Source organism: Thalassomonas actiniarum, from assembly GCF_000948975.2.
GTDB classification, from domain to species: domain Bacteria; phylum Pseudomonadota; class Gammaproteobacteria; order Enterobacterales; family Alteromonadaceae; genus Thalassomonas; species Thalassomonas actiniarum.
Genome location: NZ_CP059735.1, coordinates 6153379 through 6177863, shown reverse-complemented (window position 1 = coordinate 6177863; position 24485 = coordinate 6153379). Strand labels below are relative to the sequence as shown.

General features: G+C 45.5%; 19 protein-coding genes, 5 tRNA genes and 3 rRNA genes. 22 read left to right on the top strand and 5 right to left on the bottom strand.

Features of this window, described 5'->3' with window-relative positions:
• Positions 1 to 289 precede the first annotated feature (289 nt).
• A complete protein-coding gene (gene hemE, locus SG35_RS26795) occupies positions 290 to 1357 on the top strand; it encodes a uroporphyrinogen decarboxylase (RefSeq protein WP_044834185.1) in 1068 nt (355 codons plus the stop codon).
• A gap of 201 nt (positions 1358 to 1558) precedes the next feature.
• Here the strand turns inward: hemE and SG35_RS26790 are convergent, their stop codons facing one another.
• A complete protein-coding gene (locus tag SG35_RS26790) occupies positions 1559 to 1822 on the bottom strand; it encodes a SymE family type I addiction module toxin (RefSeq protein ID WP_044834184.1) in 264 nt (87 codons plus the stop codon).
• 378 nt (positions 1823 to 2200) lie between these two features.
• Here SG35_RS26790 and SG35_RS26785 point away from each other — a divergent pair, with 378 nt between their 5' ends.
• Positions 2201 to 2632, top strand: coding sequence for a hypothetical protein (locus tag SG35_RS26785; protein ID WP_152646699.1), 432 nt, complete (start codon positions 2201 to 2203; stop codon positions 2630 to 2632).
• An 83-nt stretch (positions 2633 to 2715) separates the two neighbouring features.
• On the opposite strand, the gene sthA is transcribed toward SG35_RS26785, so the two are convergent.
• Positions 2716 to 4149, bottom strand: coding sequence for a Si-specific NAD(P)(+) transhydrogenase (gene sthA, locus SG35_RS26780; RefSeq protein WP_044834183.1), 1434 nt, complete (start codon positions 4147 to 4149; stop codon positions 2716 to 2718).
• An 85-nt stretch (positions 4150 to 4234) separates the two neighbouring features.
• Entirely contained in the window at positions 4235 to 5353 is a 1119-nt protein-coding gene (locus tag SG35_RS26775; RefSeq protein WP_044834182.1) for an acyl-CoA desaturase, read from the bottom strand.
• Between the two features lie 224 nt (positions 5354 to 5577).
• Here SG35_RS26775 and fabR point away from each other — a divergent pair, with 224 nt between their 5' ends.
• Positions 5578 to 6201 carry an HTH-type transcriptional repressor FabR gene (fabR, locus tag SG35_RS26770; RefSeq protein ID WP_044834181.1) on the top strand — a complete coding sequence of 208 codons (624 nt, stop codon included), beginning with the start codon at positions 5578 to 5580 and terminating at the stop codon, positions 6199 to 6201.
• A gap of 61 nt (positions 6202 to 6262) precedes the next feature.
• On the opposite strand, the gene trmA is transcribed toward fabR, so the two are convergent.
• Together trmA and SG35_RS26760 are read right to left on the bottom strand one after the other, a co-directional pair.
• Positions 6263 to 7357, bottom strand: coding sequence for a tRNA (uridine(54)-C5)-methyltransferase TrmA (trmA, locus tag SG35_RS26765; protein WP_044834180.1), 1095 nt, complete (start codon positions 7355 to 7357; stop codon positions 6263 to 6265).
• 292 nt (positions 7358 to 7649) lie between these two features.
• Positions 7650 to 8096 (bottom strand): RNA recognition motif domain-containing protein, encoded by a 447-nt coding sequence (locus SG35_RS26760; protein WP_044834442.1) that lies wholly within the window; start codon positions 8094 to 8096, stop codon positions 7650 to 7652.
• 719 nt (positions 8097 to 8815) lie between these two features.
• Between SG35_RS26760 and SG35_RS26755 the strand changes: the two genes are divergently transcribed.
• From SG35_RS26755 to rplL, 19 genes are all read left to right on the top strand, one after another.
• A 16S ribosomal RNA gene (locus SG35_RS26755) occupies positions 8816 to 10355 on the top strand.
• Positions 10356 to 10738: 383 nt separating this feature from the next.
• A 23S ribosomal RNA gene (locus SG35_RS26750) occupies positions 10739 to 13628 on the top strand.
• Between the two features lie 113 nt (positions 13629 to 13741).
• Positions 13742 to 13856: ribosomal RNA gene (rrf, locus tag SG35_RS26745) — 5S ribosomal RNA — on the top strand.
• The 16S, 23S and 5S rRNA genes sit together here, the layout of an rRNA operon.
• A gap of 174 nt (positions 13857 to 14030) precedes the next feature.
• On the top strand, positions 14031 to 15059 hold the full coding sequence (murB, locus tag SG35_RS26740) for a UDP-N-acetylmuramate dehydrogenase (protein WP_044836399.1): 1029 nt from the start codon (positions 14031 to 14033) through the stop codon (positions 15057 to 15059).
• Positions 15059 to 16048, top strand: a complete 990-nt coding sequence (gene birA, locus SG35_RS26735) for a bifunctional biotin--[acetyl-CoA-carboxylase] ligase/biotin operon repressor BirA (RefSeq protein WP_044836398.1) — start codon at positions 15059 to 15061, stop codon at positions 16046 to 16048. The genes murB and birA overlap by 1 nt, the downstream gene beginning before the upstream one ends.
• Positions 16029 to 16760, top strand: a complete 732-nt coding sequence (locus SG35_RS26730) for a type III pantothenate kinase (RefSeq protein WP_053043499.1) — start codon at positions 16029 to 16031, stop codon at positions 16758 to 16760. The genes birA and SG35_RS26730 overlap by 20 nt, the downstream gene beginning before the upstream one ends.
• 123 nt (positions 16761 to 16883) lie before the next feature.
• A tRNA-Thr gene (locus SG35_RS26725) sits at positions 16884 to 16959 on the top strand.
• A 14-nt stretch (positions 16960 to 16973) separates the two neighbouring features.
• Positions 16974 to 17058, top strand: a tRNA-Tyr gene (locus tag SG35_RS26720).
• Between the two features lie 26 nt (positions 17059 to 17084).
• A tRNA-Gly gene (locus SG35_RS26715) sits at positions 17085 to 17159 on the top strand.
• Positions 17160 to 17177: 18 nt separating this feature from the next.
• Positions 17178 to 17253, top strand: a tRNA-Thr gene (locus tag SG35_RS26710).
• A 71-nt stretch (positions 17254 to 17324) separates the two neighbouring features.
• Positions 17325 to 18509 (top strand): elongation factor Tu, encoded by a 1185-nt coding sequence (gene tuf, locus SG35_RS26705; RefSeq protein WP_274055300.1) that lies wholly within the window; start codon positions 17325 to 17327, stop codon positions 18507 to 18509.
• A 1190-nt stretch (positions 18510 to 19699) separates the two neighbouring features.
• A complete protein-coding gene (locus tag SG35_RS26700) occupies positions 19700 to 20377 on the top strand; it encodes a PEP-CTERM sorting domain-containing protein (RefSeq protein WP_044836287.1) in 678 nt (225 codons plus the stop codon).
• A gap of 227 nt (positions 20378 to 20604) precedes the next feature.
• Positions 20605 to 20681 (top strand) — tRNA-Trp (locus SG35_RS26695).
• A 92-nt stretch (positions 20682 to 20773) separates the two neighbouring features.
• Complete coding sequence (secE, locus tag SG35_RS26690) at positions 20774 to 21154, top strand: preprotein translocase subunit SecE (protein WP_044836288.1); 381 nt, start codon at positions 20774 to 20776, stop codon at positions 21152 to 21154.
• Between the two features lie 2 nt (positions 21155 to 21156).
• Positions 21157 to 21729 carry a transcription termination/antitermination protein NusG gene (gene nusG / locus SG35_RS26685; protein ID WP_236702726.1) on the top strand — a complete coding sequence of 191 codons (573 nt, stop codon included), beginning with the start codon at positions 21157 to 21159 and terminating at the stop codon, positions 21727 to 21729.
• Between the two features lie 194 nt (positions 21730 to 21923).
• Positions 21924 to 22352, top strand: coding sequence for a 50S ribosomal protein L11 (gene rplK / locus SG35_RS26680; RefSeq protein WP_044836289.1), 429 nt, complete (start codon positions 21924 to 21926; stop codon positions 22350 to 22352).
• Positions 22353 to 22355: 3 nt separating this feature from the next.
• Positions 22356 to 23051, top strand: coding sequence for a 50S ribosomal protein L1 (gene rplA / locus SG35_RS26675; RefSeq protein WP_044836290.1), 696 nt, complete (start codon positions 22356 to 22358; stop codon positions 23049 to 23051).
• 315 nt (positions 23052 to 23366) lie between these two features.
• The gene (gene rplJ / locus SG35_RS26670; RefSeq protein WP_044836291.1) at positions 23367 to 23861 is read left to right on the top strand and encodes a 50S ribosomal protein L10; all 495 of its coding nucleotides are present in this window, start codon (positions 23367 to 23369) and stop codon (positions 23859 to 23861) included.
• A gap of 95 nt (positions 23862 to 23956) precedes the next feature.
• Complete coding sequence (gene rplL, locus SG35_RS26665; protein WP_044836292.1) at positions 23957 to 24325, top strand: 50S ribosomal protein L7/L12; 369 nt, start codon at positions 23957 to 23959, stop codon at positions 24323 to 24325.
• Positions 24326 to 24485 lie beyond the last annotated feature (160 nt).

The following is a 24485-nucleotide window of genomic DNA, read 5'->3' as shown; positions in this document are numbered from 1 at the left end:
GTCACTGTGCTTCGGACATAAAAAAGCCTTACCAAAGGTAAGGCCCGAAGTGCTCGCTGTATGGTCTTGTATAAACAAGCTTCTTATTAGTTATCTCTTAACTAGCGCGAATTATTTATATCAAAGGTGGATCGGCTGTGCAACATCTTTAATAGAGCAATAGCTTTATATGGTGCAGCATTTTTCGGCAATTATCTTGGCGAATATGAAAAATTCTTTGATTCATAACATGGTCAGCGGCGTCAACTCCATGTAGAATACGGGCGATATTTTATGGGGATCTTATTTTATGACTGAATTAAAAAACGACAGTTATTTACGTGCATTGTTACGTCAACCTGTTGATTACACACCAATATGGATGATGCGTCAGGCAGGCCGTTATTTGCCTGAATATCGCGAAGTGCGTGGTCAGGCGGGTGACTTTATGTCGTTGTGCCGCAATGCCGAACTTGCCTGTGAAGTAACGCTTCAACCTTTACGTCGTTTTAAGCTTGATGCTGCTATTTTATTTAGTGATATTTTAACGATTCCGGATGCCATGGGTTTAGGTTTATATTTCGAAACCGGCGAAGGTCCGAAATTTGAGCGTCCTATTACCTGTAAGGCAGATGTTGATAAGATTGCTATCCCGGATCCGGAAGATGAACTGGGTTATGTGATGAACGCGGTGCGCACCATACGCCGCGAATTAAAAGGCGAAGTGCCGTTGATCGGTTTCTCCGGCAGCCCCTGGACGTTGGCGACTTATATGGTAGAAGGCGGCAGCAGCAAAGCCTTTACCAAGATCAAAAAAATGATGTTCGCCGAGCCGCAGGTTTTACATGCCTTGTTGGATAAGCTGGCGGATTCGGTAATTTCTTACCTTAATGCCCAGATTGCCGCCGGCGCCCAGTCGGTGATGGTCTTTGATACCTGGGGCGGCGTATTGTCGCCGCGCGATTATAAAGATTTCTCCCTGCAATATATGGCGAAAATTGTTGACGGTTTAACCCGTAGCAACGATGGCCGTCAGGTGCCGGTTACCCTGTTTACCAAAAACGGCGGCATGTGGCTGGAAGACATTGCCGCCACAGGTTGTGATGCGGTAGGTCTGGACTGGACTATAGACATTGAAAATGCCAAAGCCCGCGTTGGTGACAAGGTGGCGCTGCAGGGCAATATGGACCCGTCTATGTTATATGCGCCTAAAGAGCGTATCGAGCAGGAAGTAGCTAAAATCCTTGGTGGTTTTGGTGAAGGCGGTACCGGCCATGTCTTTAACCTGGGTCATGGTATCCACCCGGATGTTAACCCGGACCATGCCGGATACTTTATTGATGCGGTACATAGGCTGAGTAAGCCTTATCATAAGTAAAAAGTACAAGTAAAAAGCTTGGCTGTCTCTTGATTACACCTCAAAAATCAAGAGACCTTGCTGACAAATACCCTTCAAGGATGGTTGGTAATACCAAGCATCCTGTTCTTACCCTTGTACATCCGGATACCAATAAAGCTGCTGCACCTGACTTGGGATGCAGCAGCTTTAATTTTTACCTGTGTTTACAGGTGAACCTGCCTAACCGAGCTGTTTAGGCTTAATGACTATCTCCTCCGGGTTGATCACAATACTGACTTTACGGCCGATAGCAAAACCGGCCTGCCTGAGCCATTTCCCCCTGAGCACTATGCAGGGTTCAAGGTTGACCGGTACATAGTTAATGCCTATGCCGCGGGTTTTGGCTGCCGACTCGCAGGTGGTTTCCAGCACGGTAAACTGCCGATAAATGGGATAATTTACTTTTGCCGGGGCGGGGTCTGGCGTATGCTTATAATTAGCCATGACGTACTCCTGTGGAAGTTCGTTGCGGTTAGCGACCTCTGGGTGCTCTGAACACTCAGGGGTTGCGATTTTAGTTGCGGCGTTATTGCCGGGTGGCAACTGTATAGCAACCAAGCTTTATAGAAACTAAGGTAAGCGCTATTGTTGCCACCTATAACTAAAGACCGTGTGGCTGGTTAGGTCAATAACGGGCGGGGTTCTTTTTAAAGGGAATAATGGCGGGCTTGTCTGTAAAAATTTACAGCCTGGGTTAAGGGCTGCTTTGTGCGCGGCAGGTGGGCTTAGGCGTCTTTTTGTTGGCTGTTTTTTAAAGTTATTTTGCGCTCTGTCGGCTATGGTGTAAGCTGGGGGCATAACTAAAGAATAAGGATCCAGCAGATGAAACTTGCGCTTAAAAACGGTTTAAGTTTTCTACCGATAACGCTTTTATTGATGGCTTGCCAGTCTGAGCCGGCATCGACAGAAATGGCTTCGTCACCGGCCACGGCGGTTACCAGCGAGCAGGGAGCAAACATGTCCAATAAACTTACCAAGCAAGAACGGCGTCCGGTATTGAAGTGGCAGCAGGGGACGGTGAAATACCTGACCATGGAAGGGGGCTTTTACGGCATAGTCACCGACGAGGGCAAGAAGTTATTGCCTATGGGGTTAGCGCCCGAGTATCGCCAGCATGGCGCTATAGTTAAGGTGAAGGGGGAGCTGATCAAAAACATGATGACCATACAGCAATGGGGCACCCCTTTTAAAATCACGGAAATAGAGCTTATTGCCCCCGGGCAGAAACATCCGCCGGGACTGGTAGACAGATAACCGGATATAAAAAAGGGCGCTTAATTTCAGCGCCCTTTGTTTTCCGGTTAAAAACCTTTCCCGGGTTAAAATTCTGCCCCGGATTAAAATAAGCGGTTTAAGCCGTTTAATGCCGCCACCCTGAAGGCTTCTGCCATGGTGGGGTAGTTAAAGGTGGTTTCGACAAAATACTCTATGGTATTGCCGCCGTTTTTCTGCTGCATGATCGCCTGGCCGATATGGATGATTTCCGCGGCATTTTCACCAAAACAATGTATCCCCAAAATCTCTTTGCTTTCCCGGTGGAAGAGAATTTTCAGCGAACCCACCAGGGAATTGGCGATTTGTGCCCGGGCCAGGTGTTTAAACTGGGCGCGTCCCACTTCATAGGGGATTTTTGCTTCGGTCAGTTCCTGTTCGGTTTTTCCTACCGAGCTGATTTCCGGTATGGTGTAGATGCCGGTGGGAATATCGGTGATCAGTTTGGCATTGCTGCAATCGTCGGTCATGGCACAGGCGGCGATTCGCCCCTGGTCAAAAGCGGCGCTGGCCAGGCTGGGATAGCCGATGACATCACCGACCGCGTAGATATTTTCTACCTGGGTTTGGTAGGTATTGCTGACCGCCAGCTGGCCCCGGCCATCGGCCTTGAGTCCGGCAGCGTCCAGGTTTAAATCTGCGGTATTGCCGGTGCGGCCATTGGCGAATAACAAGCAGTCGGCGCGCATTTTTTTACCTGATTCTAAATGTACCACCACGGAATTATCTTTAGCTTCCACCCGTTCGATTTGCTCGCCGTGGCGGATCACTACGCCATTGTTCCACAGGTGATAACTCAAAGAGTCGGACATCTCATCATCGAGGAAAGACAGCAGGCGATCCCGGGTGTTGATCAAATCTACCTTAACCCCCAGGCCGCGGAAAATAGAGGCATATTCAGAGCCAATTACTCCTGCGCCGTAAATAATGATATGGCGCGGATCATGGGTCAGGCTTAAGATGCTGTCGGAGTCGTATACCCGCGGATGGCTGAAATCGATATCGTCGGGATGATAAGGGCGTGAACCTGTGGCGATCAGGATTTTTTCGGCGGTGATTTGTTCCACTGAGCCGTCATTGCGCAAGATCTGTATGGTATGGGGATCGATAAACGACGCTTCGCCGCAGTAATGCTCTACCCGGTTTCTGTCATAAAAGCCGCTGCGTAACCTGACCTGCTTGCGGATCACGGCATCGGCGTGGCTTAAAATATCCGGGAAGGTGAAATGCTTGGGTTTGTCCGTGCCGCTAAACAGCGGATTGGCATTGTATTCGATCAGCCGGCTGACGGTTTGCCTTAGGGCCTTGGACGGGATCGTGCCCCAGTGGGTGCAGCCGCCGCCGACATCTTTATATCTTTCAATCACGGCGACTTTTTTATTTTGTTTCGCCAGGTTCATGGCCGCGCCTTCACCACCCGGACCTGTGCCTATGATGATAGCGTCGTATGTGTAACTGACGGGTTTCTTTTTCCGGGGGGAGACGTTTTTTTTAGCCAATGAAAGTACCTCAAATCCTACTGCGTGGTGAAAATTCTAGCAGGATTTGGGTACCAGGTAACTAGTTAATAACTAAGAATTTGTTTTAAGCCAGTTTTGCAGTAAGTAAATGCCAACTGCGTTGCTGCTCTGCCAGGCGTAATTTTAGCTCTTTATACTGTTTTACCAGCTCAGATTTTTCGACATCTGCCAGTAGCTGGTCGCGTTTGTTGGCCAGCAGTTGTTTACGGGCGGCATAAAAATCATTGAGCTTGGCAATTAGGGCATCGTATTCCTGTTGCAGGCGCTCCAGCATTAATTCGGCTTCCGGATGACTTTTTAATTTTAACTGGCTGCGTTTTAAGATCATGGCCAATCGGGCTTTTTCAACCTTGTCTTCCGGACTGGTTCTTAGCTTGGAGGTGAGTTTGAGCCATTCACAACCTTTGATCAGCCATTTGGTCGGATCAAACTGCCACCAGCGGATGCCGTTGCGATAGTCATTTTCAAAAATATGGTGGTAGTTGTGGTAGCCTTCGCCAAAGGTAAAGAAAGCCAAAACCCCGTTGTCGCGGGCGGTATTTTTATCGGTATAGGTTTGCTTGCCCCAGATATGGGCAAGGGAGTTGATAAAGAAAGTGGTGTGGTGACTCAATACCAAACGCAAGAAACCGACCAGCAATAAGCTGCTGATCACATCGCCGTGCCATAAACCGAATAACAGCGGGACACCGACATTCATGGCGATAGTTAATAACAGGTAATGTTTGTGTTGCCACATGACGATGGGGTCTTTTTGCAGATCGCGGGCATTGTCATAGTTGGCATATCTGTGTGCCTGGTATTCCCTTAACATCCAGCCGATATGTGAATACCAGAAGCCCATTTTGGCAGAATAGGGATCTTTGTCATTTTTATCGACATGTTTATGGTGAATACGGTGATCGGAAGACCAGTGCAGGATACTGTTTTGCAGAGCAAAGGCACCGCCCAGGGCAAATAATAGTCTCAGGCTCCAGTGTGCCTGGTAGGTTTTATGGGACCATAATCTGTGGTATCCGGCAGTAATGGACATGCCGCAATAGATAAAACACAGCACAGCCATAGTTATTTCAGCGCCGTCAAAGCCGTGGGTAAATGCCCGGTAAGGTACGGCAACGGCGGCAAATAAAAACGTTATCAGAAAAACAGCAACGTTCAGCCAGATAATTGGGGGTTTTTTCATGAAAAAGTCCGAAAAATAAATTCAGCGTACAAGTGTCCACCATTCTAGATACTCGGTCGGTTATCCGTCAAGTGAAGTTTGTGTTAATTTTACTCGCCGACGGGCTTTTTCGGCTATTGGCTTGCCGCTTGATATCTGATTGTTCAGCGATTCGTTGTGCGATCAGCCAATATTTGAGTATGATAGCCTTTAAGTTGAGAAAAATGAGATAGGATCAGCAATTTATGACTGGGATACGAGCACAGCAAAAAGAGAAAACACGTCGCCAGTTGATAGATGCTGCATTGGGACAGCTCAGCGCCGAGCGTAGCTTTTCCAGCTTAAGTTTGCGTGAAGTAGCAAAAGAAGCCGGTTTGGCCCCTACTTCTTTCTACCGGCATTTCTCCGATATGGATGAACTTGGGCTGACCCTGGTGGATGAAGCGGGCCTGACCTTACGCCAATTAATGCGCCAGGCGCGCCAGCGTATCGAGAAGGGCGGTTCTGTGGTGCAGATATCGGTACTGACCTTTATGGAATTTATTGAGAACAATGCCAATATTTTCCGTTTGTTATTGCGGGAGCGTTCCGGTACCTCGGCGGCTTTTCGTGCGGCAGTAAGCCGGGAAATCCGCTACTTCACCATGGAATTATGCGATTATTTAGAACAGGCCAATAAGCTGGACTCGGAAGTTGCCTATATCCATGCCAATGCGGCGGTGACTATTGTGTTCAGTGCCGGCTCGGATGCCTTGGATCTGGATAAAAAGGAACGGGAGTTACTGGCGGAGCGCACTATTTTACAGCTCAGGTTTATTGCGCGCGGGGCCGCTGAGTTTAGTCGGCGTGAACGGGGAAGCAAAGCTTAGCCTGCCTGTTAAGAAAAAGCCGGGAAAGTCCCGGCTTTTGTTTTCGCTTCTGTTTGCCCCTTTATTTGCGGGTAAGCACGACACCGGTTTCTACATGGTGGGTGTAGGGAAACTGATCGAATAAAGCAAACTTTTCAATATTATGGGTTTTCGTTAATACCGCTAAGTTATCTTTTAGTGTTTCCGGGTTACAGGAGATATAGATGATGCGTTCAAACCGGCTCACCAGTTCGACACTGTCGGGATCAAGACCGGCACGCGGCGGATCAACCAACACAGTTTCGTAGTTATATTGCGTTAAGTCGAACCCTTCCAGGCGACGGAACTGGCGTTCACCATTCATTGCCTGGCTGAACTCTTCACTGGACATACGTACGATATCAATATTATCCATTTTGTTCAGGGCGATGTTAACTTGCGCTGATTTCACCGAAGTCTTAGAGATTTCTGTACCTAATACCCGGTCAAAGTTCTGGGCCAGGGCGATGCTGAAATTACCGTTACCGCAATAAAGCTCGATTAAGTCACCGCCTAAACCGGCTGTTGCCTGTTGCGCCCAGGTCAGCATTTTTTCGTTGACCTTACCGTTAGGCTGGGTGAAGCTGTTCTCTACTTGCTGGTATTGATAGTTTTTACCCTGCACCGTCAATACTTCAGTGACATAGTCTTTATCCAGGACTATTTTTTGTTTCTTCGCCCGGCCGATAATATCTACGGGTGCAATAGCAGATAAATTTTCCTTCAATACCTTGGCGGCATCAGTCCAGGCCTGATCCAGTTGTTTGTGATAAAGCAGGCTGATCAACAACTCGCCGCTGAGGGTAGACAAAAAGTCTACCTGAAATAATCTCTGCCTTAGTACCTGGTTATCTTTAATTTCACTGATCAAAGCCTTCATGGCTTTATTAATCAGTTCACTGGCTACGGGAAAATATTCAACGCGAAATTTTTGCTTGGTTTCGCTGTTAAACATAATATAGTCAAGGGCATCACCGTCATGCCAAACACGAAACTCAGCTCTTTGCCGATAGTTTAATCTTTCGGATTCATAGATATCAAAATCAGGTAAATCAAATGCTGAAAATAACTCTGCAATATCTTGTTGCTTTTGAGTAAGCTGCTGATCGTAGTTATCGGGATGAATAAAACTGAACATGTTTTCGCCTTGTCGCTAGTGGAGCGCAGATTTTAGCGCCGCATTTTACTTTGTCTAGTAAATTGTCTGTCGAATTAGCCGGTGAGCAGAATTAGCCATTGCCCGGTATAAAACAAATATACCAATCTTGGCTGTTATCCCCTGGTCGTAGATCTTATAAGCATAAGGGGTTATCTTAGTGCTGTTACTGCAGGTATAAATATAGGGCTAAAAGTTGACTACCGTTAAAGTTGGCAATAAAAAGCCCGCAACTGCGGGCTTTTATTTGGATAATGCATATTGAGGTGAAGAGTTAGACTGCTTCGTCTGTACGTTCGGGCCGGTCTTTGGCTTCACGTACTTTTAACGTGCGCTGCTGGAATTCTGTATCATTCAAAGCTGAGATTGCTGCTTCAGAATCACGCTCGCTCATTTCGACAAAACCGAAACCGCGGCGTTTACCGGTATGTTTGTCTTTCATCAAGCGGACAGAGTGAACATTACCGTATTCAGAGAATAAGCTTCTAACAGATGCTTCGTTCGCGCGATAAGGCAAGTTACCAACATATAATGTTTTCACTTCATCACTTTTTGAACTTTCAACTTCTTTCTTGCTGATAAATGGCGCAAGCAGAGCACCGATAAAGATACTGACAGCAACTGTTGCAGGATCTACACCTATAGGTCCTGCGATGAAATAACCGATCAGGGCAAAAACAACTGCCACTATGATAACGGTTAATACTTGGGGAGACTTCATAATATGTACCTGATTATTTTTTTTAAAATCACAAAATTGCAATTATATGTTACCGGGCTTTCATTAATGTGCAACTATAAGTGTAATTTTTATGCAATTTAATCAATTGAATATACTATAGAGCACCAAGCCCGGGAGAAAGTACAGCACATCATGCCTTCACTTATAGGCTGAACTTCTTGAAAAGCTACCAGACAAGCTCTCTATAGCTGTTATTTTAGCTGGATTGTTCTAAAAGTAATCGCTTGAATAAAATGTTGAAAATAGTGCTTGATCTATTCCTCAAACTCTCTAGAATGCGCATCCACTTCAACGGGGCAGCCCAACGAAGGGTTTTGATAGGTTTACTCTTACTTTCCAAGTAAAGATAAACAGTTAACGGTTGAAAATGTTTTTAAAATTTTTAACGAAAAAGGTTGACATCGAAACTGAGAGGCGTATGATGCGCATCTCGCTGAGGGCAAGGCCTGAAGCAACAATGATTAACGAATGCGATTAATCATTTCCGTTTAACCAAGGGTTGAACGGAGTTCTTTAAAAATTAGTTATCATGCAATTTGTGTGGGCACTCACGTTAATGTTGATTTTACATAGTTACTTAGGTAACAAAAAATAAACTTAATGATGAATGACACACAAGTACGACTTACTTTTTAAGTAAGTAATATTTATTTGACAGAATTCATTGAGTCGAGAGCTTGTCTCTCACAAACGATTTTTAATTGAAGAGTTTGATCATGGCTCAGATTGAACGCTGGCGGCAGGCTTAACACATGCAAGTCGAGCGGAAACGAGAAGTACTTGTACTTCGGCGTCGAGCGGCGGACGGGTGAGTAATGCTTGGGAATATGCCTTATGGTGGGGGACAACAGTTGGAAACGACTGCTAATACCGCATAATGTCTACGGACCAAAGCGGGGGACCTTCGGGCCTCGTGCCATTTGATTAGCCCAAGTGAGATTAGCTAGTTGGTAAGGTAACGGCTTACCAAGGCGACGATCTCTAGCTGGTTTGAGAGGATGATCAGCCACACTGGGACTGAGACACGGCCCAGACTCCTACGGGAGGCAGCAGTGGGGAATATTGCACAATGGGCGAAAGCCTGATGCAGCCATGCCGCGTGTGTGAAGAAGGCCTTCGGGTTGTAAAGCACTTTCAGTTGTGAGGAAAGGGATGTAGTTAATAACTGCATCCTGTGACGTTAGCAACAGAAGAAGCACCGGCTAACTCCGTGCCAGCAGCCGCGGTAATACGGAGGGTGCGAGCGTTAATCGGAATTACTGGGCGTAAAGCGTGCGTAGGCGGTTTGTTAAGCAAGATGTGAAAGCCCCGGGCTCAACCTGGGAACTGCATTTTGAACTGGCAGGCTAGAGTTTTGTAGAGGGTGGTGGAATTTCCAGTGTAGCGGTGAAATGCGTAGAGATTGGAAGGAACATCAGTGGCGAAGGCGGCCACCTGGACAAAAACTGACGCTGAGGCACGAAAGCGTGGGGAGCAAACAGGATTAGATACCCTGGTAGTCCACGCCGTAAACGATGTCAACTAGCCGTCTGTATCCTTGAGATGTGGGTGGCGCAGCTAACGCGATAAGTTGACCGCCTGGGGAGTACGGCCGCAAGGTTAAAACTCAAATGAATTGACGGGGGCCCGCACAAGCGGTGGAGCATGTGGTTTAATTCGATGCAACGCGAAGAACCTTACCATCCCTTGACATCCAGAGAATTTACCAGAGATGGTTTAGTGCCTTCGGGAACTCTGTGACAGGTGCTGCATGGCTGTCGTCAGCTCGTGTTGTGAAATGTTGGGTTAAGTCCCGCAACGAGCGCAACCCCTATCCTTATTTGCCAGTGCTTCGGGCGGGAACTTTAAGGAGACTGCCGGTGATAAACCGGAGGAAGGTGGGGACGACGTCAAGTCATCATGGCCCTTACGGGATGGGCTACACACGTGCTACAATGGCAAGTACAGAGGGCAGCAATACCGCGAGGTGGAGCGAATCCCACAAAGCTTGTCGTAGTCCGGATTGGAGTCTGCAACTCGACTCCATGAAGTCGGAATCGCTAGTAATCGTGGATCAGAATGCCACGGTGAATACGTTCCCGGGCCTTGTACACACCGCCCGTCACACCATGGGAGTAGGTTGCAAAAGAAGTGGCTAGTTTAACCTTCGGGAGGACGGTCACCACTTTGTGATTTATGACTGGGGTGAAGTCGTAACAAGGTAACCCTAGGGGAACCTGGGGTTGGATCACCTCCTTATCTTGAAGTAAAACAATGCTCTCGTTGAGTGTTCACACAAATTGCACTGATAACAAGTTAGAAAACCTTCTCTTTGAAGGGAAAGACCAAAACTAACAACTCTTGTTAGAGTGTTTAGTTTTGGTTTTTTAACCAAGTCATAACCGAATGAGCGTTATGTACTGTTCTTTAACAATCTGGAAAGCTGATATATATACCCGGTAATTTATCGTGTCGCGCGATAATTACCAACTGATACATAATCTTCCTTGTTATGTATCACGATAGCAAAAGCTATCAACTCTTATTCAAGACACTCTATGAGTGCGTGAAAATGTCAGACTTTACAACTTAATCCGGTTTAGTCACCGGGTTTTCAAATAGGAAACTACTTGGGGTTGTATGGTTAAGTGACTAAGCGTATGTGGTGGATGCCTTGGCAGTTAGAGGCGATGAAGGACGTGTTAATCTGCGAAAAGCGAAGGTAAGGTGATAAAAACCGTTACAGCCTTCGATGTCCGAATGGGGAAACCCACCCGTCATCAGGCGGGTATCATTAAGTGAATTCATAGCTTAATGAGGCGAACCGGGAGAACTGAAACATCTAAGTACCCCGAGGAAAAGAAATCAACCGAGATTTCCTTAGTAGCGGCGAGCGAACGGGAATTAGCCCTTAAGTGATTTGTACATTAGTGGAACAAGCTGGAAAGCTTGGCGATACAGGGTGATAGCCCCGTACACGAAAATAAACTTATCATGAAATCGAGTAGGTCGGCACACGTGAAATGTTGACTGAATATGGGGGGACCATCCTCCAAGGCTAAATACTCCTAACTGACCGATAGTGAACCAGTACCGTGAGGGAAAGGCGAAAAGAACCCCTGTGAGGGGAGTGAAATAGAACCTGAAACCGCATACGTACAAGCAGTGGAAGCCGGATTTAGTCCGGTGCCTGCGTACCTTTTGTATAATGGGTCAGCGACTTATATTCTGTAGCAAGGTTAACCGATTAGGGGAGCCGTAGCGAAAGCGAGTGTTAACTGCGCGTTCAGTTGCAGGGTATAGACCCGAAACCCGGCGATCTACCCATGGGCAGGTTGAAGGTTGAGTAACATCAACTGGAGGACCGAACACACGTATGTTGAAAAATGCGGTGATGACTTGTGGGTCGGAGTGAAAGGCTAATCAAGCCGGGAGATAGCTGGTTCTCCCCGAAATCTATTTAGGTAGAGCCTCGGATGAATACCACTGGGGGTAGAGCACTGTTAAGGCTAGGGGGTCATCCCGACTTACCAACCCTTTGCAAACTCCGAATACCAGTGAGTACTATCCGGGAGACACACTATGGGTGCTAACGTCCATTGTGGAGAGGGAAACAACCCAGACCGCCAGCTAAGGTCCCAAAGTACTAGTTAAGTGGGAAACGATGTGGAAAGGCATAGACAGCTAGGAGGTTGGCTTAGAAGCAGCCATCCTTTAAAGAAAGCGTAATAGCTCACTAGTCGAGTCGGTCTGCGCGGAAGATGTAACGGGGCTAAACTAGTCACCGAAGCTGCGGATTCAAACTTTGTTTGAGTGGTAGGGGAGCGTTCTGTAAGCCGTTGAAGGTGTGTTGTAAGGCATGCTGGAGGTATCAGAAGTGCGAATGCTGACATGAGTAACGATAATGGGGGTGAAAAACCCCCACGCCGAAAGACCAAGGTTTCCTGTCCCATGTTAATCAGGGCAGGGTAAGTCGGCCCCTAAGGCGAGGCGGAAACGCGTAGTCGATGGGAAACAGATTAATATTTCTGTACTTCTTATAATTGCGAAGGAGGGACGGAGCAGGCTAGGTGAGCATGGCGTTGGTTGTCCATGTGAAAGTATGTAGGTGGAAGACTTAGGTAAATCCGGGTCCTCTTAACACTGAGATACGAGACGAGGCTCTACGGAGCTGAAGTCATTGATGCCATACTTCCAGGAAAAGCTTCTAAGCATCAGATTATAAGGAACCGTACCCCAAACCGACACAGGTGGTTAGGTAGAGAATACTAAGGCGCTTGAGAGAACTCGGGTGAAGGAACTAGGCAAAATAGTACCGTAACTTCGGGAGAAGGTACGCCGACTATGGTGATGGGACTTGCTCCCTAAGCTGAAGTCGGTCGAAGTAACCAGGTGGCTGGAACTGTTTATTAAAAACACAGCACTGTGCAAAATCGAAAGATGACGTATACGGTGTGACGCCTGCCCGGTGCCGGAAGGTTAATTGATTGGGTTAGCTCTGCGAAGCTCATGATCGAAGCCCCGGTAAACGGCGGCCGTAACTATAACGGTCCTAAGGTAGCGAAATTCCTTGTCGGGTAAGTTCCGACCTGCACGAATGGCGTAATCATGGCCACACTGTCTCCACCCGAGACTCAGTGAAATTGAAATTGCGGTTAAGATGCCGTATACCCGCGGCTAGACGGAAAGACCCCGTGAACCTTTACTATAGCTTGACAGTGAACATTGCTCCTACATGTGTAGGATAGGTGGGAGGCTTTGAACCCAGCACGCCAGTGTTGGTGGAGCCAACCTTGAAATACCACCCTTGTATGCGTGATGTTCTAACCTGGGGCCCTAATCGGGCTTGGGGACACTGTCTGGTGGGTAGTTTGACTGGGGCGGTCTCCTCCCAAAGAGTAACGGAGGAGCACGAAGGTTGGCTAAGTATGGTCGGACATCATACGGTTAGTGCAATGGCATAAGCCAGCTTAACTGCGAGACAGACACGTCGAGCAGGTACGAAAGTAGGTCATAGTGATCCGGTGGTTCTGTATGGAAGGGCCATCGCTCAACGGATAAAAGGTACTCCGGGGATAACAGGCTGATACCGCCCAAGAGTTCATATCGACGGCGGTGTTTGGCACCTCGATGTCGGCTCATCACATCCTGGGGCTGAAGTCGGTCCCAAGGGTATGGCTGTTCGCCATTTAAAGTGGTACGCGAGCTGGGTTTAGAACGTCGTGAGACAGTTCGGTCCCTATCTGCCGTGGGCGTTTGAGAATTGAAGAGGGCTGCTCCTAGTACGAGAGGACCGGAGTGGACGAACCTCTGGTGTTCGGGTTGTCATGCCAATGGCATTGCCCGGTAGCTACGTTCGGAACTGATAACCGCTGAAAGCATCTAAGCGGGAAGCAGGCTTTGAGATGAGTTCTCACTGGGACTTTAAGTCCCCTGAAGGGCCGTTGGAGACTACAACGTTGATAGGCAAGGTGTGGAAGTGCTGCGAGGCATTGAGCTAACTTGTACTAATGACCCGTGAGGCTTAACCATACAACACCCAAGTGGTTTTAAGATTGTATGAAGACTGACATTAAAAACAAAAGTCACGTACACATAGATTGAATAAGTAGATATATATCGTTTTCCAAGATTGACTGTTTTTGTCTAGCGACAATAGCACTGTGGTACCACCTGATCCCATGCCGAACTCAGAAGTGAAACGCAGTAGCGCCGATGGTAGTGTGGGAGTTCCCATGTGAGAGTAGGACATTGCTAGACTTCTAATTAGAGAAACCCGCAGCTGACGCTGCGGGTTTTTTGCTTTTAGCGTTTTTATTTTTCAATCCCTGCTTTTCCATGTATACCGAACCCGGCTAGCAGAAATCCGGGTGAATTAATTTCAGCGCTTTGAAAATTTAGTTACAATGATGAAAATTATTTCTTTTGTATCTTATGAAGTCAGCATCTCAATTTCAGTTAAAGCAAAGCAATAGCTTTAATGTTGCATCAATAACCCCTTCCCTTTATCAACCTGCCAGTTATGCTGATCTTGATGATTTAGCTGAGGTGCTCAATCAACCTTTTTATATTCTGGGTGAAGGCAGTAATACCTTGTTTGTCGAAGATGAAACGCCGGTCATTATTCGTCCGGGTTTTAAAGGTGTTGATATTGAAGAGACCTGTGATGGTTATCGTGTGCGGGTAGGAGCAGCTGAGAACTGGCATCAATTGGTCATCCGCTGTGTCGAGCAGGGAATTTATGGTTTGGAAAACCTGGCGCTGATCCCCGGTAGTGTTGGTGCTGCACCGGTGCAAAATATTGGCGCTTACGGAGTAGAGTTTGCCGATTATTGCCAGGAAGTAGAGTGGTTTGAGTTCAGCTCAAAGTCGGTAAAGACATTATCCAGGCAGGATTGCCAATTTGGTTACCGGGATAGCGTTTTTAAAGGAGCGCTTTACAACCAGGGGCTGATTATTTCTGTTACCCTCATTTTCCCTAAAAACTGGCAGGCAAAACTTAGTTATCATGGCCTGGACGTTTTACCGGAAGATGTCAGCGCACTGGATGTGATGAAGCAAGTGATTGCTATACGAGAATCAAAGTTACCTGATCCGAAAGTTTTACCCAATGCGGGGAGCTTTTTTAAAAACCCGGTGGTTTCTCCAGAACAACATCGCTTGCTGGCACAGGAGTATCATGACATGCCTTCTTATCCTCAAGCCGATAAGAGTGTCAAGTTAGCCGCGGGTTGGCTTATAGAACAAGCCGGTTTAAAGGGGTTTATGCTAAATGGCGCGGCAGTACATGATAAACAGGCTTTAGTATTAGTAAATAAGGGCTGTGCTTCAGGTAAGGGGATATCTTCATTGGCTAAGCATGTACAAACTTGTGTACTGGATAAGTTTGGTATTAAGTTGCAACCCGAGGTCAGGCTTATAGCTGCCAGGGGTGAGGTTGAATTAGATGAGTTTGAACAATAATGGCTAAGTCTTTAAGAGAAGATTTGATCCGGAAATTAGCCAATGGTGAGTTTGTCTCCGGTGAAGCCTTAGGGCAACAGTTTGGTGTCAGCCGGGCGGCTGTTTCAAAGCACATTAATGCGCTAGCTGATATGGGCTTAGATATTTTCAGGGTGAGCGGCAAAGGCTATAAGTTAGCCCGGCCCTTAGATCTATTAAGTAATGATAAGATCAGGGAAGCGTTAGCTGCTAACGGATTGGCGAATACGGTAGAAGTGCATAACCTGATCGATTCCACCAATAGTTATTTATTACGCCGCTTACCCAATAACCTTAAACAAGGTCAGGTTTGTATTGCCGAATATCAAAGTGCCGGCCGGGGGCGCAGAGGCCGGCAATGGATCTCTCCTTTTGGCTCTCATATCTATTTGTCCATGTACTGGCAGCTGGAACAGGGAATGTCGGCGGCAATGGGTTTGAGTCTGGTAACGGCATTGGCGGTGAGTGATGCTATTAGTGAGTTGCTTAACATAGAAGTGCAATTGAAATGGCCCAATGATATTTATCTGTCGGGAGTGAAACTGGCGGGGATATTAATTGATCTTGAAGGGCAGGCATTAGGTGCTTGTCACAGCGTTATCGGTATTGGCCTTAATCTGGCGATGCCGGAGCAAAGTGCAGCGCAGGTAGATCAGCCCTGGACGGATCTTAAATCTCATACTCAAGCTGTATTAGACCGCAATATGCTGTGTTCGGCGATTATTAAATGCCTTACCCGGCGGCTTGAGCAGCATCAGGCATTTGGTTTAACGCCAATGGTGGATGAATGGTTACAACAGGATTTTTACCTGGATAAGCCGGTTAAATTGATCACCGGTGAGCGGGTAACTTCGGGTATTTGCCGGGGGATCAATAACCAGGGCGCCTTGTTACTGGAAACTGGTGGTCAGGTTAAGGCGATTTACGGTGGAGAAGTGAGTTTAAGGGCGGATGATGATCGCATTAGTTGATATCGGTAATACCCGGACTAAATATGTTTATCAAAAAGGACAAGATCTCTCAGCTATTGAGGCGGTTGCTAATGAACAGGTGACTATGATGTGGCTTGATCAGCATTTTAGCGCTATCAGCCAACTTATTGTTGCTAATGTCAGTCAGAATAGCTTATCTGAGTTAATCACGTCCTGGGCGGAGCGGCACCGGGTAGATTTGCATCTTGTCCGCACCGAGAAAAAACGTTTTGGCATTGTCTCAGCCTATAACCAGCCGGAGAAGCTCGGGGTTGATCGCTGGTTGGCTATGATAGGGGCCTATAAACTCTATCCCGGCAAAAATATGTTGATCATAGATGCCGGTACAGCTACGACCGTTGATTTGTTGGCGGCTTCGGGAGAGCATCTTGGCGGTTGGATAATCCCCGGTATTGATACCATGTTTAACAGTATTTTACAGCAAACGGCAAATGTAGCAGCTGATAAAGGTGAAAATGCCAGTATCGCCTTTGGCCGTGATACCAATGAAAATGTCAATAATGCCTGTTGGGCGGCTACGGTTGGTGCGATAGAGGTCGCTATTAGACAAGCAGAGACGGTTGTTTCAGCGCTTGATCTGGTTTTAATGACCGGGGGCAATGAAAAAGCACTGTCAAATTTGCTGGAGTCAAAAGTTACCTCGGTAAAAAATCTGGTTTTTGTCGGCTTGCAAGCCTATATTGCCGAATAAAAGTACGCTTTTCCCTTGTGTTTGAATAAAAAAACAGCGAACAGTGAAAAAATGCAGTTTTTTTTGATTTAGTGCTTGCCAGCAGCAAAACATTGCTCTAATATTCGCACCACTTAATGACGTGCCGACTTAGCTCAGTTGGTAGAGCAACTGACTTGTAATCAGTAGGTCGCCAGTTCGACTCCGGCAGTCGGCACCATTAATACAAAATTTGGAGGGGTTCCCGAGTGGCCAAAGGGATCAGACTGTAAATCTGACGGCTCAGCCTTCGGTGGTTCGAATCCACCTCCCTCCACCATATACAAGATAAAAAGATAGAGTTTAGCGGGTGTCGTATACTGGCTATTACCTTAGCCTTCCAAGCTAATGAAGCGGGTTCGATTCCCGCCACCCGCTCCATCTTTGTGTTTGTTGTATGCTGATATGGCTCAGTTGGTAGAGCGCACCCTTGGTAAGGGTGAGGTCGGCAGTTCGAATCTGCCTATCAGCACCATTTCTTGAAGATTTTCTCTAGTCTATTTATTTTATTTTTAATAAATTGTTAATCTACCCAGGTATTTTAAGATGGCTAAAGAAAAATTTGAACGTTCGAAACCGCACGTAAACGTCGGTACCATCGGACACGTTGACCACGGTAAAACTACTCTTACCGCTGCTATTTCTGCTGTATTAACCAAGACTCACGGTGGTGAAGTTAAAGATTTCGCACAAATCGATAACGCACCAGAAGAGCGTGAGCGTGGTATTACCATCAACACTTCTCACATCGAATACGACACAGAGACTCGTCACTACGCACACGTAGACTGTCCTGGTCACGCCGATTACATCAAAAACATGATCACCGGTGCTGCTCAAATGGACGGCGCGATCTTAGTAGTTGCTGCTACAGACGGTCCTATGCCACAAACTCGTGAGCACATCCTGTTATCTCGTCAGGTTGGCGTACCTTTCATCATCGTATTCATGAACAAATGTGACATGGTTGATGACGAAGAGCTTCTTGAGCTAGTAGAAATGGAAGTTCGTGAACTTCTTAGCGAATACGAATTCCCAGGTGATGACTTACCAGTAATCCAAGGTTCAGCTTTAGGTGCCCTTAACGGCGAAGCTAACTGGGAAGCGAAAGTACTTGAGCTTGCTGATGCTTTAGATTCTTACATTCCAGAGCCAGAACGTGCTATCGACGGTGCATTCATCATGCCTATCGAAGACGTTTTCTCAATCTCAGGTCGTGGTACAGTTGTAACCGGTCGTGTTGAGCGTGGTATCATCAAAGTAGGTGATGCAGTAGAAGTAGTTGGTATCCGTGAAACTCAAACCAGTACTTGTACTGGTGTTGAAATGTTCCGTAAGCTGCTTGACGAAGGTCGTGCCGGTGAGAACTGTGGTATCCTTCTTCGTGGTCTTAAGCGTGAAGACGTTGAGCGTGGTCAAGTATTGGCCGAGCCTGGTTCAATCACTCCTCACACTAAGTTCGAATCAGAAGTATACGTACTGAGCAAAGATGAAGGTGGTCGTCACACGCCATTCTTCAAAGGCTACCGTCCACAGTTCTACTTCCGTACAACTGACATCACAGGTGCTGTAGAGCTTCCTGAAGGTGTAGAAATGGTAATGCCAGGCGACAACCTTAAGTTTGTTGTTGAGCTTATCAACCCGGTTGCGATGGACGAAGGTTTACGCTTCGCTATCCGTGAAGGTGGTCGTACTGTAGGTGCTGGTGTTGTATCTAAAATCATCGATTAATATCGAGATTTAGATAAACAGCTAAACCAAAAAAAGGTCGCGCAAGCGGCCTTTTTTGTGCCTGGTATTTGGTTGCAGCATGGGTAAGGTGGGCTCGTTGTAATTTAAGGAAGACATCGGTTAATTAGAGCCTTAGATTTAGTCACATTGAACTCAACTAAAAAGCTAGTGTCAGTCATCTTTATTGTGGCAGAAACATGGTAGGGCTGATGTTTTATTACTCTTATTATAGAAGGCTATTAATTAACTCTAATCTTTGGCTTGGTTATACTAAGCCCTTATAAATAATTCCGCGTAGCAAGCTACTTTCATGTGCAATTTAGTTGTTTGATTTGCTATCAATACTATTACTTCATTACTCTATTTCAATATAAACCAATGAATTAGCCGAAAGTTCCTGAATACGATATTTCATAACTGGCGGGAAAATGTTCTGTGGCAGTTTATTTAGGGGGCGTTAATGGTGTCAAGCTTATTGGAAGGATTTTCTGATACGAGCTATCTCTGCCCTTCTGCGAGTTATATTTTTTGATGATTATCAGTTATGGCCGTTTTGATAATCTTGAGATTGACTTTGATAGCTCGCTGGCAGATAGGGTCTATCTTTATGTTTTTAGCTCTGAATATGTATACAATCACTTTCATGTTATCCGACGAGAAGGGTAGTTGCTTAAGGCATGTTCCTCAGGGGGGGGTTATTGCTGTTCCAATAAATGCTGACCACGACTCAAGCAGTTCGTGAGTTTGGTGCCTTGTTGTTATGTTTATGTGAATATTTAGGTGTGGGAAAATAAGTGACAAGAGTAGGCTTGATAGCTAGTTGTCTATCTTGGTTTTTTCTCTTTACTTAATGAAGCCTCCTGATGGTAAAGGGGGGCATAGATGTTGAAGGTCATAAAAGGATAATGCTGGTTTACCTTATTGCTATTATGGCAAGCTAGTTCTTTGTATCTTAATCTCACCCTTCTTCTGTTTTTGCCCGGTTATTTGCAGGAGGGATCTTGTTTGCTTGTAAATAATATGTCAAATTTGTTTACATTTTGTTTTGTTTTTAAATTTGTTGTGATTTGCTTTTTTCTTAAGTTGTTGAATTTTTGTGTTTTTGTTGTTTTGGTGTGGTTTTTGCAATCGCGGGCTGTTTTGTAAATTATTTACGTTTAAGTTAATTAGATATCAGGAATTCAGATCGAATGTTAAGAATACTTATTTTAATCATGTCTTTTATTGTTACTCATGCCAATGCCGCTTTACTTTATACTGATTTTTCCGATCTTGAGGAAGGTTTTCACGGAGCTACTCTTAATGATAATGGCATTATCTTTTCCGATGTGAAAGAAGTTGCTGGGGAGCGATACCCGACGCACTGGGCTATTGATGAAATTGACCCTTCAGCGCTTCCTGGAGAAGGGACAGTTCCAGGTATAAAGCAACTGACTTTTGGTGGTTATTCGTCTGGAGTTACTAGTGGTAGTGGATCATCATTTGGTAGTGCTAATATCGATTTCGAAGCCGAGAATGCGCATAGTGCAACTGTTAATATTTATGATACAGGTAATACCGTTTTCTGGGCATGGTCGAATATTTTGACTCTTGAAGCACTTTTTAATGATTCAGTTGTTGCCAGTAGTTTTATAAGTTTCGATGATAATCAGGGATTACAAAGAGTTCAGTCTCTATCTGTGTCTGGGGTTAATTTTGACAGCCTGCGCTTGGTGGCTTCAGGTGCTGAGGTGCAGCAATCTGTATTTATTAGTATAGATAGTGTTTCTATTGAAACAGGTACTCTTACTGTACCTGAGCCGAATTCAATAGTGTTATTCTCAGTACTGGCATTAGTGGCCTTTAGAAGAAAATTTATTAACTCTTAAAGTCGAAACTCATTTTTACAGTTAATCGGGAATTGTTTTCATGATGACAAAGGAAGATTAAATTTCCTTTGTCATCAAAGGGAGATGCCTGTTATTAAAGGCAGTAGCTGCGTGTTTTATTATCAGGTCTATAATTCTATATGGTAATTTTATTGCAATTTCCCTGATTTATCTGCAATCACATATCGCATTTTATCGAGAAGCCATCTATAATGGCGCAGCTTTGCAGGGGTATAGTTCCAATTGGTAGAACAGCGGTCTCCAAAACCGACGGTTGGGAGTTCGAATCTCTCTACCCCTGCCATTTTATTCAGGGCATGAAGCCCGAAGAAATAAACCTCGCCTTATGGCGGGGTCGTTTTGTCATACTTAGACGGGAAAATACAGGTCAGAATTATGAATGCAAGTACAGAAAACCAGCCGAGTGGTTCTCTAGACTCGTTAAAATGGGGAGTAGTATTTCTTCTTTTAGCGGGTGCCGTAGTAGGTAACTACCACTTTGGCGAAGAGTCAGTATTAATTCGCGCAGTTGCGGTAGTGATTGCCATAGCCGTTGCCGGTTTAGTGGCGGTACAAACGGAAAAGGGCCGTACTGCATTAGCATTTGCGAAAGAGTCTAGAACTGAAATTCGCAAAGTTGTCTGGCCAACCCGTCAAGAAGCTATTCAAACCACAGGCATCGTATTAGTGGCGACATTATTTATGTCTCTGCTGCTTTGGGGCCTGGATTCTATTCTTTTCTGGGTAGTCGGTTTTATTACCGGTATACAGGTATAAATATGTCCGAAGAAACTACAACATTGACTGAAGAAACTTCAAAACCTAAATTAAGATGGTACGTGGTTCAGGCGTTTTCAGGTTATGAAGCGCGTGTCCAGAAAACCCTGATTGAGCACGTGGAAATTCACGGCTTACAAGACAAGTTCGGTCAAATTCTGGTCCCTACCGAAGAAGTGATCGAAATGCGTGCCGGCCAAAAACGCAAAAGTGCGCGTAAATTCTTCCCGGGTTATGTCCTGGTTGAAATGGCCATGGATGAAGAAGCCTGGCACTTAGTGAAAAGTGTACCGCGCGTGCTTGGTTTTATCGGCGGCACCAGTGATCGTCCTGCGCCTATTTCGCAAAAAGAAGCAGATCGCATCTTACAGCGTTTAGAAACCACAGATCAGCCTAAGCCTAAGACCTTGTTTGAGCCGGGTGAAGTGGTTCGTGTTATCGACGGTCCTTTCGCAGACTTCAACGGTGTGGTTGAAGAGCTCGACTATGAGAAGAACCGTATCAAGGTTTCTGTGCTTATCTTTGGTCGTTCTACCCCGGTTGATCTTGAGTTCGGTCAGGTAGAAAAAGGCTAATTTAGGGCATTAACCTTAATAGATTACTTTTTCTTTAAAAGAAGTATTGAATCGGCAGCGTTGATTAATATATAATCCGCTGCCGATTTTTTTTGAGTTGATGAAAATCAAGGCAAAAAGAACGGATTTTATACTCACGGGGAGCCTGAATCGTAAGATAAGGCGTTTGCACCCATAATGAAGGTATTTATACAATGGCTAAAAAAGTCCAAGCTTTAATCAAGCTACAAGTAGCTGCTGGTGCAGCTAACCCGTCACCACCGGTTGGTCCTGCTCTGGGTCAGCACGGTGTGAACATCATGGAATTCTGTAAAGCGTTCAACGCCAAAACAGATTCGATTGAAAAAGGCGCGCCGGTTCCAGTAGTTATTACTGTATACAACGATCGCTCTTTCACTTTTGAAACCAAAACACCACCAGCTTCTTTCTTATTGAAAAAAGCGGCAGGTATCAAAAGCGGTTCAGGACGTCCTAACACTGAAAAAGTTGGTACTGTTACTACAGCTCAACTTGAAGAAATCGTTAAGACAAAAGAACCTGATCTTACTGCCGGTTCTTTAGAAGCAGCAGTGCGTACCATTGCGGGTTCTGCTCGTTCAATGGGTTTAGTGGTAGAGGACTAATCAATGGCTAAATTATCAAAACGCGCTCGTCTTATCCGTGAAAAAGTAGACGTTTTAAAAGAATACGATATCAATGAAGCCCTGGCTTTATTGAAAGAATTAGCAACTGCTAAATTCAACGAAAGTGTTGATGTTGCCATTAACCTTGGCATCGATGCTCGTAAATCAGATCAAAACGTTCGTGGCGCTACAGTATTACCAAACGGTACTGGCCGTGATGTACGTGTTGCTGTATTCACACAGGGCGCTAATGCTGAAAAAGCAAAAGAAGCCGGTGCTGATGTAGTAGGCATGGAAGATTTAGCCGAGCAGGTTAAAGCAGGCGAAATGAACTTTGACGTTGTTATCGCTTCTCCAGACGCCATGCGTGTTGTTGGCCAATTAGGTCAGATTTTAGGCCCACGTGGCTTAATGCCTAACCCTAAAGTTGGTACTGTAACTCCTGACGTTGCTGCTGCAGTTAAAAATGCTAAAGCTGGTCAGATCCGTTACCGTAACGACAAAAACGGTATCATCCATACCACTATCGGTAAGGTTGATTTCGAAGAAGCTAAATTACAGCAAAACCTTGAAGCTTTACTGGAAGCCCTTAAGAAGGCTAAACCAGCTAACGCTAAAGGCGCGTTCATTAAGAAAGTTTCTGTTTCTACCACTATGGGTGCCGGTGTTGCCGTCAACCAGGGTAGCTTAACTTTATAATGTTCAGGTAAAGATTTTTTCTTTACCTTGGCGGAATTATGAACTATAATTTCGCCCCTTAAATTTTGGTAGGAGTTGTGGTTTTTGCGGTTTTTATTAAAACCCATCAACTTAACGACCCCGTCAAAGACCGTAGGTGCAGTAGGAGTTTACTTGTATTGCTTAATCGACCTACGTAGATGGTGATTACCCAGATATTTCCTTAAATTTCTGGCTCTCGCCGTAAACGGCCTGGAGTCTTACTTATCTTAAGTATGGGACTTTCAGGGATAGTAAATGCCGGTTTTATCCGGCTGAACCAGGAGTTAAAAGCCAATGGCTATCAATCTTGATGACAAAAAAGCAATTGTTGCTGAAGTTCAAGAAGCTGCCAGTGGCGCTCTGTCAGCTGTTATTGCGGATTCTCGCGGTGTAACAGTTGAAGCGATTACTGCGTTGCGTAAGCAAGCACGTGAAAATGGCGTTTGGATGAAAGTTGTCCGTAACACCTTAGCACGTCGTGCAGTTGAAGGTACTCCTTTCGAGTGTGTTAAAGATACACTTGTTGGTCCTTCACTTATCGCATTTTCAAACGAGCACCCAGGTGCTGCGGCTCGTCTTTTCTCTGATTTCGCTAAAGAAAACGAGAAATTCGAACTTAAAGCTGCTGCATACGAAGGGGATGTTGTTGACGTAAATATGTTAGCTAAGCTACCTACTTACGACGAAGCAATCGCACGTTTAATGAGCGCTATGAAAGAAGCATCTGCAGGCAAACTTTGCCGTACAATTGCTGCAATTCGCGATCAGAAAGAACAAGAAGCTGCTTAATTCTAGCCTTGGGCTACAAGCACTTTTTTGTATTTATAGTTATTCCAAACAGCACTTTTTACGATAAGGCTGTTTATTAAATTAGGAAATTTGAAATGTCTATTTCTAACGAAGATATTCTAAATGCTATTGCTGAAAAATCAGTAATGGAAGTTGTTGAACTAATCGAAGCAATGGAAGAGAAGTTTGGCGTATCTGCTGCAGCTGCTGTTGCTGTTGCTGGTGGTGACGCTGGTGGCGCTGCTGCTGAGCAAACTGAATTCGACGTAATCTTAGCTGGTTTCGGCGATAAGAAAGTTGCAGTAATCAAAGCAGTTCGCGGCGCGACTGGTTTAGGTCTGAAAGAAGCTAAAGAATTAGTTGAAGCAGCTCCTAAAGCTCTTAAAGAAGGCGTTGAGAAAGCTGAAGCTGAAGAGCTTAAGAAAGCTCTTGAAGAAGCAGGCGCTACTGTTGAGATCAAATAATCTGTCGCCCGACAGATTAGCTGCCTGAAAGGGCAATGGCTGGTGATTTAAACGTCACCGGCCTTTTTGCGCTAAAGAAATTGGTTTTTTTTTAAACCAAAACAGTGCATTATTTAATGAATTCGACTTAAATGTCACTGAAAAACCTGTCTTACTAGAC